Origin of the sequence: Rhizobium leguminosarum bv. viciae USDA 2370, from assembly GCF_002008365.1 — a bacterium.
GTDB classification, from domain to species: Bacteria; Pseudomonadota; Alphaproteobacteria; order Rhizobiales; family Rhizobiaceae; genus Rhizobium; species Rhizobium leguminosarum.
In genome coordinates, this window is the sequence record NZ_MRDL01000032.1 from 158,267 (window position 1) to 170,539 (window position 12,273).

14 protein-coding genes, 1 tRNA gene and 1 pseudogene are annotated in these 12,273 nt (G+C 57.2%); 7 read left to right on the top strand and 9 right to left on the bottom strand.

What is annotated here, in order from left to right:
* Positions 1–92 precede the first annotated feature (92 nt).
* Positions 93–1,370: a tyrosine-type recombinase/integrase gene (locus BS629_RS14400; RefSeq protein WP_158081459.1), complete on the bottom strand. Its 1,278-nt coding sequence runs from the start codon at positions 1,368–1,370 to the stop codon at positions 93–95.
* Positions 1,371–1,513: 143 nt separating this feature from the next.
* Between BS629_RS14400 and BS629_RS14405 the strand changes: the two genes are divergently transcribed.
* Complete coding sequence (locus tag BS629_RS14405) at positions 1,514–2,758, top strand: O-antigen ligase family protein (protein ID WP_018241548.1); 1,245 nt, start codon at positions 1,514–1,516, stop codon at positions 2,756–2,758.
* Between the two features lie 27 nt (positions 2,759–2,785).
* On the opposite strand, the gene BS629_RS14410 is transcribed toward BS629_RS14405, so the two are convergent.
* The 3 genes from BS629_RS14410 to BS629_RS14420 all read right to left on the bottom strand — a co-directional run bounded on the left by BS629_RS14410 (position 2,786) and on the right by BS629_RS14420 (position 5,975).
* Positions 2,786–3,619 carry a carbohydrate ABC transporter permease gene (locus BS629_RS14410; RefSeq protein WP_018447497.1) on the bottom strand — a complete coding sequence of 278 codons (834 nt, stop codon included), beginning with the start codon at positions 3,617–3,619 and terminating at the stop codon, positions 2,786–2,788.
* Positions 3,619–4,512 carry a carbohydrate ABC transporter permease gene (locus BS629_RS14415; protein WP_026188356.1) on the bottom strand — a complete coding sequence of 298 codons (894 nt, stop codon included), beginning with the start codon at positions 4,510–4,512 and terminating at the stop codon, positions 3,619–3,621. The genes BS629_RS14410 and BS629_RS14415 overlap by 1 nt, the downstream gene beginning before the upstream one ends.
* Positions 4,513–4,637: 125 nt before the next feature.
* On the bottom strand, positions 4,638–5,975 hold the full coding sequence (locus tag BS629_RS14420; protein ID WP_018241545.1) for an extracellular solute-binding protein: 1,338 nt from the start codon (positions 5,973–5,975) through the stop codon (positions 4,638–4,640).
* A gap of 176 nt (positions 5,976–6,151) precedes the next feature.
* Between BS629_RS14420 and BS629_RS14425 the strand changes: the two genes are divergently transcribed.
* Positions 6,152–6,766 carry a GNAT family N-acetyltransferase gene (locus BS629_RS14425; RefSeq protein ID WP_020493384.1) on the top strand — a complete coding sequence of 205 codons (615 nt, stop codon included), beginning with the start codon at positions 6,152–6,154 and terminating at the stop codon, positions 6,764–6,766.
* Between the two features lie 42 nt (positions 6,767–6,808).
* On the opposite strand, the pseudogene BS629_RS40345 reads toward BS629_RS14425, so the two are convergent.
* A pseudogene (locus tag BS629_RS40345) lies at positions 6,809–6,985 on the bottom strand (glycogen debranching protein); the annotation flags it as partial.
* Between the two features lie 333 nt (positions 6,986–7,318).
* On the opposite strand from BS629_RS40345, the gene BS629_RS14430 reads away from it, so the two are divergent.
* The 3 genes from BS629_RS14430 (at position 7,319) to BS629_RS39215 (ending at position 9,087) form a co-directional block, all read left to right on the top strand.
* Positions 7,319–8,500 carry an ROK family transcriptional regulator gene (locus BS629_RS14430; RefSeq protein ID WP_018241543.1) on the top strand — a complete coding sequence of 394 codons (1,182 nt, stop codon included), beginning with the start codon at positions 7,319–7,321 and terminating at the stop codon, positions 8,498–8,500.
* Between the two features lie 85 nt (positions 8,501–8,585).
* Positions 8,586–8,879, top strand: coding sequence for a helix-turn-helix domain-containing protein (locus BS629_RS14435; RefSeq protein WP_018241542.1), 294 nt, complete (start codon positions 8,586–8,588; stop codon positions 8,877–8,879).
* 58 nt (positions 8,880–8,937) lie between these two features.
* Positions 8,938–9,087 (top strand): hypothetical protein, encoded by a 150-nt coding sequence (locus BS629_RS39215; protein WP_018241541.1) that lies wholly within the window; start codon positions 8,938–8,940, stop codon positions 9,085–9,087.
* A gap of 3 nt (positions 9,088–9,090) precedes the next feature.
* Here the strand turns inward: BS629_RS39215 and BS629_RS14440 are convergent, their stop codons facing one another.
* The gene (locus BS629_RS14440) at positions 9,091–9,306 is read right to left on the bottom strand and encodes a hypothetical protein (protein ID WP_018069423.1); all 216 of its coding nucleotides are present in this window, start codon (positions 9,304–9,306) and stop codon (positions 9,091–9,093) included.
* Between the two features lie 179 nt (positions 9,307–9,485).
* On the opposite strand from BS629_RS14440, the gene BS629_RS14445 reads away from it, so the two are divergent.
* Positions 9,486–9,731, top strand: a complete 246-nt coding sequence (locus tag BS629_RS14445) for a DUF982 domain-containing protein (protein ID WP_018241540.1) — start codon at positions 9,486–9,488, stop codon at positions 9,729–9,731.
* Between the two features lie 6 nt (positions 9,732–9,737).
* On the opposite strand, the gene BS629_RS14450 is transcribed toward BS629_RS14445, so the two are convergent.
* Positions 9,738–9,956, bottom strand: coding sequence for a hypothetical protein (locus BS629_RS14450; RefSeq protein WP_018241539.1), 219 nt, complete (start codon positions 9,954–9,956; stop codon positions 9,738–9,740).
* A 551-nt stretch (positions 9,957–10,507) separates the two neighbouring features.
* Between BS629_RS14450 and BS629_RS14455 the strand changes: the two genes are divergently transcribed.
* Entirely contained in the window at positions 10,508–11,140 is a 633-nt protein-coding gene (locus tag BS629_RS14455) for a class I SAM-dependent methyltransferase (protein ID WP_018241538.1), read from the top strand.
* A 187-nt stretch (positions 11,141–11,327) separates the two neighbouring features.
* Here BS629_RS14455 and BS629_RS14460 read toward each other — a convergent pair.
* A tRNA-Pro gene (locus BS629_RS14460) sits at positions 11,328–11,404 on the bottom strand.
* Positions 11,405–11,502: 98 nt separating this feature from the next.
* The gene (locus BS629_RS14465; RefSeq protein WP_018241537.1) at positions 11,503–12,171 is read right to left on the bottom strand and encodes an HAD family hydrolase; all 669 of its coding nucleotides are present in this window, start codon (positions 12,169–12,171) and stop codon (positions 11,503–11,505) included.
* Positions 12,172–12,273: the final 102 nt, after the last annotated feature.

Below are 12,273 nucleotides of genomic sequence, written 5' to 3' on the forward strand. Positions count from 1 at the left end.
TTCCTGTCTGTGCCGATAATTGGAAAACAAATTCATCAAAAAACCCGCCCGAAGCGCTTCGGGCGGGTCAGCAATTTTGTTGCTAACGGCAACTAGGCGGCAATACCGAACGTAACAGCCGCAATCATGTCATCTGAAGCGTCCACAATGAAGGCCGCGTAGTGTTTCGAAATCATGGCGGGACTGGTGTCATGGAGTGCCGCAACCATGGTCACGGGTAGTCCCGCTTTCAGCTGCCGGACAATGGATGTGTGCCGAAGCGCATAGGGGATAGTATGCCCTGGGATGCCCGCCCGTTTTACGATCTTCTTCCACACCCGATCTATCTCCGAAGCCGACCGCCAAGCCACTCGCGCGCCTGACTGCCAGACCAAGGGCGCGATTTCGACATTCTGAAGGCGGGTTAGAAGCGGCTCATTCGCTGCGATCGATTCATCGGGTCTGATAATTTCGAAATCTGTCGCCGCCACGATGCGTTTGATCGGCTTGGTTGCCGATTTCTTCCGCCCCTTGCGGGATGCTGGGACCATCAACACGCAGTCGCTCCCAAGCCCACGCTGTTGGATTCTTGCGTCCGAACCCGTCATGCGCGCCAACTGGGAGAATCGCATCCCGGTTGCCGCTAGCGCAGTGAAAAGACGATAGAGATGGCCTTCCCATCCTTCGCTACGATCGACTTCTTTGATCGTCGTCATCAGAGTCGTCATTTGCTCCGGCGACAACACTTGGATTTCCCGACTGTTTTCGACGTCATCGCCGGTCTTGAGGCCAATGGTTACTTCGTCCCGCCAATCGATCGGAAGCGCTTTCCTGTACTTTTCCCATGCCGCGCGCAATGCGGCCTTCAGGTCAGCACAGAGACGCTTCTTGTTCGCTGGCTTCAATGCCAGACCATCCGTGAATTCACGCAAGGTGTCCGCCGTCACCTTTCGCAACATCGTGTCCGCCAGTTCCGCGTCAGAGAGCACGTGCTTCGTCAGGCGGGTGTCGGCGTCTGACCTAACTTCGCGACCTTTGATATTCGCGTCACGCGCGTTTCGAACAGCGATGTATTCTTCAATCACAAGCCGCACGGTCACAGGGATCGCCGAGCGAGAGATAGGAACTTTCGCCGCTTCAGCGATCTTTAACGCTGAAGAGGTAGCTTGCGTGAACGTCTGCGTTTCAACGCCAGTTGCGACTGTTTCGAGATCATCCGCATTTGCGAACACCGACATCACATAGGGGCGACCGTACCGGACCAGCCATTTCCGAGCTTCCGGCGACCTACGATAGCCAAGGAACACGCCGGGGGCGATCCTCGCCCATACCGGTTTCTTCGCAATTGGAAGCTTCGACCGCTTCGCTGGCGTGTCAAATTCGAATGCCATTTTCGTGCCTCTTAGTGACCAAAAGTGCCCAAAAGCGAGGGCAAGCAACGGTGAACAACCATGCTCATTAAAGCACAAATATCCAATAATATCAAATGCTTGAGTGAACACCAATGAACGCCGGTGAACAATCAATACGCCTATTGAGCGCGATCGAGGCGACATATTCCCGTGTCGCCCAGCCGCAGCGGATGACGCTGCGCCTGATCGGCTCGGCCTTTGTCGCCTTCGGCGTCTTCCTTTCCGGCTTCGTGATCGACGAGCCGGCGCCCTATGAACTCTGGATGGCGGGGCTAATCGGCCTCTGGTTCATCCTGGGCTTAAGGATTTCGCGCGGCGTGGCGCCGCTGCTCGCCCTTTTGCTTACTTTCAATATCGGCGGGATGCTGTCGCTGACGCAGATGAAGGACCTGGCGACCGGGCCGATGTATATCGCGGTGTCGACCTTCCTGGCGCTGACGGCAGTCTTCTACGCGGCGATCATCGAGGACAGCCACAAGCGGCTGCCGCTGATCTTCAACGCCTGGACCTTCGCCGCCGTCGCCACCTCCGCGCTCGGCATACTCGGCTATTTCCAGGCCTTTCCGGGCGCGGAAGTCTTCACGCTCTACGACCGCGCCAAGGGCGCCTTCCAGGACCCCAACGTCTTCGGCCCCTTCCTGGTGCCGCCATCCCTTTATCTCATCCACGGCATCCTGGCCGGCGACCTGAAGAAATCGCCGCTGAAGGCCGCGGCCCTGCTCGTGCTTGCGCTCGGCATCTTCCTCTCCTTTTCCCGTGCCGCCTGGGGGCTCTTCGCGCTTGGCGTGGCGCTGCTGATCTTCATCATGCTGCTGAAGGAGCGCAGCGGCGCCTTTCGCTTGCGAGTCCTGGTCCTGTCGCTGGCGGCGATCATTCTGTTGGTCGCCTCGCTCTTGGTGGCACTGCAGATCCCGAAGGTCGCCGAACTGTTTTCGGCGCGCGCCCAGCTGGTGCAGCAATATGACGGCGAACATCTCGGCCGTTTCGAGCGCCACCGGATCGGCTTCACCATGATGATGGAGCGCCCGTTCGGTATCGGCCCGCTGGTGTTCGGCACGATGTTTCCCGAAGACGAGCACAATATCTGGCTGAAATCGCTGACCACCTATGGCTGGCTCGGCTTCGTCAGCTATGTCGGCATGCTTCTCTGGACGCTGGCTCTCGGCTTCCGAAACCTGCTGCTCGACCGGCCGTGGCAGCCCTTTCTGATGATCGCCTGGATCTCGGTTCTCGGCCATGCGACAATCGGCAACGTCATCGACATCGACCACTGGCGCCATGTCTATCTGCTGCTTGGCACGGTCTGGGGCTGCGCGGCGCTGGAAGTGCGCCACAAGCGTGAGCGAAGAGTGAGGGGAGCGGTGTGAGACCATGCCGCCGACCGCATCGGCTGTCTATTTCGTCGCTCCCGCCGTCAGGCCGGCAATGAACCGTCGCTGGAAAACCAGATAAGTCACGATGAGCGGGAAAATCACGATCACCGCGCCGGCGGTCAAAACCGGCGTGTTGACGGTATAACGCCCTTGGAAAAACAGCATGCCGAGCGGCAGCGTCCGATAAGCGTCGTCATTGACCAGAATGAACGGAATGAGAAACTCGTTCCAGGTCCATATGAACAGAAACAGCGCCAGCGTCGACATTGCCGGCACCATGAGGGGGATAACGATCTTGCGCAGGATATAGAAGCGTCCGGCGCCATCGAGAACCGCCGCTTCGAGAACTTCTTCCGGCAATTGCTGCATCGCGCTGGCGAGGAAGATCGTTGAGAATGGGATCGACATCGCGATCTGCGGCACAATCAGAGCCGCATAGGTGTTGATCAGTCCGAGATATCGCATTTCATAATAAAGCGGGATGATGAAGGCTTCCGCCGGCACCATCATGCCGAGGGTCAGGATAGCGAACAGCGTACGCCGCAGCGGAAATGACAGGTATGCGAACGCAAAGCCGGTCAGCAGGCCCAAAAAGACGCTTGCAGCGACGACGGGTATGACAACGATGATCGAATTCCAAAAGTAGATGTTGAAATGTCCGGCATTCCAGGCATCGACGTAATTTTCGAAATGTGGATATGCCGGCAACGCGAATGCACCCTGCAGAACGTCAGCCTTGCTCTTTATTGAGGTTAGAAGCAGGAGCAGGAAGGGGATGATCGTGACGAAAGCAAGAAGCCAGAGGACAATGCGGAGGAATAGCGGACCGGCGGAAATGTTAAATGAACGGCCCATCAAGCCAATCCTTTATGCTGCGATCCTACAAATCGGTGAATTGCATAGTTGATGACGAATGTGAGTATCGCGCCCACAATGGCGATGGCCGCCGCGGCGCCGAACCGATTGAGCTCGAAGCCGAGCTGATACATGTAGATATTCGGCACGAGCGTAGCGTTGGCTGGTCCACCCCGGGTCATTGTAAAAATCAGGTCGAAGCTTTTGATTGACGCTATGACCGTCAGAAGCAAAACCACCCTTATTTCAGGCAATAGAAGCGGCAGCGTTATCCAGAAAAAGGTTTTGCGCGCCGAAGCGCCATCGACCTTGGCAGCGTCGAAAAGAGACGGGTCGATGCGCTGAATTCCGGTCAGAAAGATGACCATGCAAAAACCGAAGAAATACCATGTGGCAACGATCCCGACCGCGGGGAGCACAAAATTGAAATCGCCCAGCCACGGCAGTGCGAAGGCGCCTAACCCCACCGCTCTCAGAAACTGATTGAACGGGCCAAATGCAGGATTGTAGAGCCATGCCCAGATGATGCCCAACACGGCAGTCGGCATGATGTAAGGCAGGAACAAGAAGGTCCGCAGGGCGAGTTGTTCGCGTTGCTTCAGATTCCAGACGCAAGCAGCAAGAGCGATGCCGAGCACAAGCGGCAGGACACAGTAGAAGATCATAAGCTCGGCATTGTTACGCAAGGCAATATAAAAACGACTGTCAGAAAAGAGATCGGCGTAATTGCCCAAACCAACCCACTTGGGCATGCTCAGGCCGTCCCAGCTTGTCAGGCTCAAACCCAAAGCCGCGAGGATCGGTCCAAAGACAAAAGCCGCGTAGAACAGCAATCCAGGCAATAAATAGATAAAATTGGTCTGTTGCGAGCCATCAAGTGCGGAGCGTTTCATCCAGTACTCCATAAAGCCAAAGCTGTGATCATCGCGCAGCAAGCCGATTGCAGTGCTCATTTATTTGGATCGACGAGACTCAGGCCACGACCGCAAGGGACGGTCGTGACCAGCGCTCGCAGTCTTTATTTCTTGTCCTTCAGGTACGCCTGATAATCCTTGTCCATGGCATCGACGAAGGCTTCGGGCGTGATATTGCCGGACAGAAGAAGCGGCGTGTTGTCGTCGACTGTCTTCAGCATCGTTGGGCTCGACCAATCGGGGTAATGGCCGAGCGCGTCGTTCGCGTTGAGTGTCTTCCACATTTCGATGCCGGAGCTGAGGAGCGGCGTGAGCTTTGGCTTTGCGTCGGCCGCCAGCGAAGTTGCCGGAAGATAGCCGGCAGCGGCCCAGGTTTCAGCAGCCTTTTCCGAAACCATATAGTCGATATAGTCGCCTGCCAGGTCCTGCGTTGCCTTGGTTTTGGCAAGGCTCGTTATCGCCCAGGCAAGATCCACGCCTCCGACACTCAAAGGTTTGGAGATGCCTTTCGGGGCAGGAATGGCCATGAACCCGATATCCGGATTATGTTGCATGTCACCGAAATACCAGGTCCCGGAGATCAGGAACGCGCCCTGCCCGGAAATGAAAAGCTGGACGGCGTCGTCACCCGAGATGCCCTCGAAACCGGGGAAAAAATAGCCGCCCTGTGCCCATTGCTGCACGAGTTTTGCGGATTCGATGTTCCCCTTGGTGTTCCAGGAACCGCCCCTGCCGTAGATCAGATCATCAAGTTCGGCGCGATTGCTCGCGTCGATATGCGCTTGGTCGATGGCGCCGATCATGTGCAGGGCCAGATGCTCCTTTGCCGAGCCCATCATGAAGGGCGCAACGCCTTTTTCCTTCAGCTTATCAAGATCGGCCAGAAACTCCTCGAAGGTTTGCGGCAATGCTACTCCCGCATCGTCGAGGATCTTTTTATTGTAAAATAGACCAACGATCTCGCCGAGCCCTGATATGCCGTAGGTCTTGCCGACCCCGAACTTTCCATCCTCCCAGCGGTCTCGAGCAAGCACTGAATCTGACTGGCGCTTGTCCCAGCTGTATTTCTTGATGTAGTCGTCAACCGGCAGGAGCAATCCTTGCTTGACCATCGCCCCCATGTCACCGGCACCTTGGTTGACCTTCGTGATGACAGGGCCGTCACCCGCCGAAACCGCAAGCTTCAGCGTCAGCTTCATGTCATCAAAGGTGCGGGCGGTGCGTTTGATTGTGACGCCGGGATGGGCAGCTTCGAACTCCTTGTTAAGCAGCTCTATGACCGCACTCTGGCCTTCATAGGTTTGGTCATCCCACACAGCCAGGTCGTCAGCGCGCGCGGCTGCCGAAAGGCCAAAACTCAAAAGCGCCGCGCCAGCAAGCGCGACAGCTGCTTTCAATCCGTATGCCGGCAGTATGCTGATCGATTTCACGGTTCTTGTCATCTGCTCCACCTCATCTGGTTTATTCTCCACTCCCGCTCAGGCCGTGCGCCAAGCACCGGCCGAACGTTTTCTTCCCCCAGAGCTTTGCCTGGCTGGCGAATCTGAGGTAATCGTCAATGCATCCGCACCTCTCGCGACCTAAAATGACAAAGCGCCACGCAGGAGGTGGCAAAGTGATGGACACCAGCTGCTTCATCCGCCCCGCGATTGAAGCGGATATCGACGCCTTTTTCGACATCTGCCTGAAAACCGCAAATGGCGGTCATGATGCCAGCACGCTTTATAGCGACCCGCATCTGCCCGGTTACATCTGGTCGGTACCCTACCTCAAGTTCGCCAGAGACTTTGCCTTTGTCCTCGTTCAGGACGGCCAGCCGGTTGGCTATGTCGTGGGGGTACCGGACACCGGCGGGTTCGACAGAGACTTGCAGACAAACTGGTGGCCGTTCGTCCGCCAGCAGCTTGCGGGACTGGCACCCACCCGTCCGCGCGACGCCGACGTGATGGAACGAATTCAAAATCCGCGCAGCGGAACGGCGTGGCTTCAAGACCAGTATCCGGCGCATCTTCACATCAACATCCTTCCCGGACTTCAGGCAAGCGGTTGGGGACGCAGGATGATCGGCACGGAGCTTCAAGCGCTTCGAAACCGCGGGGTCGGAGCCGTGCATCTCGGGGTCGACCCAAACAACGAACGCGCCAAGGGTTTCTACCGTCACCTTGGCTTTTCCGAATTCGAGCGCGATGGCTCCGTCGCCTTTGCTATGCGGATTGACCAGGCATTGGGTTGAAGTACTTCCTGGTTTCTGCGAGGCACGGCAAGGCCCTGTCTCGTAGGTATAAGGACCCTTGATTGGAGAAAATCTCACACGCCCAGAGCTGCCTGCTCGCCACAAGGCGAGATCAGCGTACCTATCTGGATGAACATCCGCCTGAAGGCGTGGTGCCATAATCGGCAGTAGAACAGGTTGCTCGGCGGAAAGCTGTCCATCAATCGAGGGCTTCATCATGAGCAAATCCTCGGCAGCCAGGTTCAAGGGGTCGGCGGGGCGCAAAAAGGGAAATAGCCAGGTAAGCCTCGGCCGGTTCCTCTTTGGGCGATCTTGGCGAGCGCACGGCTGACCAGACGATACGTATGGCGCATACTTCTACTCGACCCTCTTTATTTCATCGCGCATTTTCATCGCACGTTAATCCAAAGCCTACAGCTGGCCTCTCATTTGTCAAGGACATAGACAAATTACTTACTTCGATGTATTGAACTCCGGTTGGTCGCGATAGTTGCGAACCCAATATCGTCCCATTAAGTATGCGCTCCGAACTAATTGGACTGAGCTAGCCGGATGGCAATGACATCTTCTGTCGCACAGACTCCGATCGCACGAAAAATTTCAACCAATGCCGTCATCCGAACCGTGTTCGCGAACGGATCGATCTCTCGCGCCGATATTGCCAAGCTGACCGGCTTGTCAAAGCAGACGATTTCCGATGTCGTGCGCGACCTCGAGGATGACGGATGGCTGAAACCAGTCGGGCAGACTGATGGTCGCCCGGGCCGGAATGCGATCACCTATGAAATCAATGCCAGGGCGGGACTGGCCGTCTCTATCGATCTCGGGAGCACCAAGATTGCTGCGGCTATTTGCGATCTGTTAGGGAATGTGGTTGCTGAAACCAAAGTATCCACCGATCCGCGCGGCGGAATGCATCTCGTCAATCAGTTCAGTGATCTTATCGTGGAACTCGCATTTGCGGCCGGGACGACTGCCGACAAACTTCGTCTCGTCGTTCTCGGCAGTCCCGGTGTGCTCGATCCGGCCACCGGACATATCAACGTAGCGCCAAGCATCCCCGGCATCGACGCCATAAATCTGCGGCAAGTCTTCAGCGACAGAATGGGGATACCCGTGATCGTTGAAAATGACGTCAACCTGGCCGCGCAAGGGGAGAAATGGCGGGGACACGGTGTCGAAACCAGCAATTTTGCTTTCGTTGCTCTCGGCACGGGCGTCGGCATGGGCATCATCGCCAACGGAACTCTGTTGCGCGGCGCGCGTGGGGCGGCCGGTGAAATCGCCTATCTTCCGATCGGTGGAGATGCTTTTGATCCTGGTGGATTTACGCTTGGAACCTTTGAGAGTGCGGTCGGCAGCGTCGCTATGTTGCGCCGCTACGTCGGTTTCGGCGGGCGTAATGCATCCACCGTGGCCGATCTCTTCGCCGCGTTTAATGCGGGAGAAACAAGCGCCGTGGCCGCAATCGAAGAGACGGCAAGGCTGGTCGCAGTCGCCATTGCTGCGATCGGAGCGGCACTCGATCCTGAACTGGTAATCACCGGTGGCAGCATCGGCGCAAGACCGGAACTCGTAAACGCCATCCGCGGTTTCCTGCCGCGTTGCACACCTTATCCGCCGCGCATCGAGATCAGTCGCTTTGGGAACCGGGCCGCCCTCATGGGAGGAATGGGAATCGCGGTCGAGCGCATGCATGACGATCTATTTGGGGTAAAATTGAGGGAAGTTTGAAGAGTGTGTCCCTTAGGAAGCGAAACCGGCCAACGTGACAGCGCGGCCACTTGAGAAGCGCTGGAAATGCGCTAGATTTTCGATCATGATAACAGCAACGCAGATACGCGGCGCGCGCGCCATGATCGGAATGAGCATCGAAGAGCTCGCCGCCGCCAGCGGGCTGCCGGTCGAGACCGTGACAGCGCTGGAAAACGGCGAATTCGCGGGCGAGCCGCACGCGCTGTTCGATGTGCGCAGCACGCTCGAGGCGAACGGCATCATCTTCCTGTCGAGCGGCAATCAGGATGAAGGCGGGCCCGGCATCCGGTTACGCGCACGCAGTTCCAGCGATGACGGCATCCGACCGGAAAACCTCAACGCCGCCAACGACGACTGACGGAACCAATCGGTCGCCCGAGCGTTTTGCTGTCCCATAACATATCGGGGGCAATCTCTTGAATCGCAGCAATGGTCTCTACGTCATCATCGGCGTTCTTGTCGTCGCCGTCATCGGCCTCGGCGCCTATATCTTCCACGAGGAAAACAAGCCGCAGGGGATCGAGATGAGCATCGGTAAGAACGGTGTCTCGATCGAACAGAACTGATCTTCAAAGATAGGTTTTTGCAAGGTCGGCGAGTTTGCCGCCGTCCTTCACGCCCTGCCTGTAGAGCTGAATGATGACCGCACCAATCCGCTCGGCCTCCGGCGTCGTTTTGACGAGGCCGCGTTCATCGCAGACCTTGTCGAGCACTTGTGAAAGCAGATCGAGATCTTCCGAAAATAGCGGTAAATCATGCGGATGAATTGATGACCGTAACATCATGCCGCAATCCTCCGAGGGCAAACGCATCCACACTTGGATCGCCGGCCGCCCTCCGCAACCGTCATAAAGTCATTATGCGCGAGGGCCTGAACTTTAGCAACTGCGCAAATTCCCGTGGGACAAAATTTGGAACAAAATTTTGTCCCACGCGTTGTGGCCGCGTTTTGTAGCAGGAATCCATGAGTGCAGATGTGAGTGAAAAACGCTTTCCCTCCCCCGTCCGGGTCGTTTCTCCAAACAGCAGCCTGATCGTTTCCACCGTCTGGGAGGCCGCCGAATATCTGAAACGGTGGCCGAGCAAGCGTGGGCGCGATTATCGCGTTGCGCGCCAGCACTGCCTGGATGCGCTCGACGGATTGTGCAGCCCGCGCGCAGCACAGACTTCCTTTATCACGGCAGCGAAAACGGCAGGATTGCTGGTGTAACAGTGGTTAGCTGTTGCGGCCGCCCGCGGCGACTCGTTGGGGATGGATGGAGCCTTCCATGATCACCTTGGCGGCAATCTCAATCACCCGCTCCTCGGCGAGTTCGGCAAGCGCGAGGGCGACATCGCCTTCCGACCAGCCGGCTTTGACGGCCTCGTCCGACAGTGCCTGGAACGCGCTGGCGAGGCTCTGCCTGCAAGTTAGATTGTGCTTCATATCCGCCATGCGCTCGACTAGGCTATCTGTGATCGGGATAATGTTAATCTACACATATTCGCGAGAATGCGAAGAGGTTTCAGATTTTTTTCAATCCAAAATTGGGTTGATAACTTCAAAACTGGGTATAGCCTTAACAAAAGGCAACAAATACCGCCTCCCCCACTGAGGGAGTACCAAAAAGAACTAAAGGATTTATTTGCGATGCACTCTCAAAGAGTATTTCATCGCCTTATTTATTTTAAATGGTCGACGCGGCCGGAGCCGATGCAGCGGCCCGTTGGGCCACGAGAATGCGGAAAACCCGAATGCGGCCCGTTTTCAGCATCTTCTCGGCACCCTGTCAATCAGCTTCGGGATCCCGATGGAGCGGGCGTCGGGCGCATTGGAGGATGTCGCGCGCAGTCGGTACAGCCAAACGGCGGGCGCTCCCTTAGCCTAAGTAGCCGCGAACGCCTTCGGTGTTAATCACCTTAATACCACAACGACACCACACTCCCGTCAAAGTCCGCCCTACCATTGCGGTGGCGGCTCACTTCTTCAGATTTTCAGGAGGTAAAATGTCTATCGAACTAGACGCGACTACCTATGTACACGCCAAGCCGGCGACAGCCCATTCCTATATTTTGCCGGCCGTTGTCGATGTTCTCGAGAACAGTTTCCAGGAGGCAAATGAAACGGCAGTCTTCGACCTCGGTTGTGGCACCGGCGGTGCTGCCGCCGTGCTTGCGGAAAAAGGCTATGACGTCGTCGGTGTCGATCCCTCCCAGGACGGCATCGCGAAAGCGAGAACGGCCCACCCTGATCTTTCGCTGGAAATCGGTTCCGGTTACGAAGATCTTTCCAGCCGGTATGGAACCTTCGATGCGGTCATCAGTCTCGAGGTGGTGGAGCATGTCTATGATCCCAAGGCCTTCTCGACCACCATTTACGATCTGGTGAAGCCTGGCGGCATCGCGGTCGTATCGACGCCTTTCCACGGCTACTGGAAAAATCTGGCTCTGGCCGTGAGCGGAAAGATGGACGACCATTTTATGCCCCTCAAGGACCATGGCCATATCAAATTCTGGTCTCCCGAAACGCTCAGCACGCTGCTGGTCGAAACTGGCTTCGAAGACGTCGAATTCGAATATGTCGGAAGAATTCCGTTGCTGGCGAAATCGATGATCGCGATCGCTCAGAAACCGCACTGAAGGCGGCCCCAAGGCCCGCCGCCGTTTGCAATGGCGGCGCTATAGCTCGCCTGCAACATGAACAAATGACATTGTCGTTCGGGACGTTCGGTTCCCGTTTCAGCATTTCTGCCTATGTCTCGTTCCGTTTCCGCCGCTAGCGGGACGCAAAAAAATGAGATTCTGACTGGGATTTCAAGGGGATAAATGGTCGGGGCGACTGGACTCGAACCAGCGACCCCTTGACCCCCAGTCAAGTGCGCTACCGGGCTGCGCTACGCCCCGACCTGCCGAAACGGCTTGCTTCGTTTAGTTTTTCAGCGCGTGCAATGCAAGCGGAAAAACTTCGCCTCCAACAAAAAGGAAGCAGTTTGCCGGAATGGTCAGATCGTGGCGAGCTTCAGCCGGCCTTCGGCGGTTTGGATTGGCTGCCATGCCTGGTAGTTGGCGATCGAAAAATGCGGTGTTTCGAAGGGTGTGGCGTGGGTTTCGGTGATGACGGTAACGCCGGCGCCGGCAGCTTCGCCAGCGAGGATGCCGGCGACGGCATCTTCGAAGACCAGGCATTTTTTCGGATCGACGCCGAGGCGGCTTGCGCCGAGCAGATATCCTTCGGGGCTGGGCTTGCCTGATTTGACCTCCTGGCCGCTGACGATGACCTTCGGCATCGGGATGCCGGCGGCGGCCATGCGGCGCCTGGCAAGCTCGATCGGCGCCGAAGTGACGATTGCCCACCTGCCCTCGGCGATGGCGGAGAGGAAGCGGACGGCGCCGGGGATCTCGACGACGCCGGAGACATCCTGCATTTCCTCGGCGAGCAGCAGATCCGCCTCGTGGGCCGGATCGACGCCGGGCAGGCCGAGCCCGCGTATGACGTCGGAGGCGCGGATGCCGTGGATCGTCTTCAGGAAGACCTCCGGCTCGAAGCCGTGGCGTCTTGCCCATTCGCTCCAGACGCGTTCGACAACGGCAATGGAATTCAGCAGCGTTCCGTCCATATCGAAAAGGAAGGCATCGTAGGACCTGTCGAGGATGTCATGGAGAGCGGGCACGGGCGTTTCCTTGCGGGTCCACAGCGCGCCGCTCGTCTTTGAAGACGCGCAAAGGACGCTGGGACATTTTGAAGCTAAGCAGGCGAGTAACGGAGAGCGGCG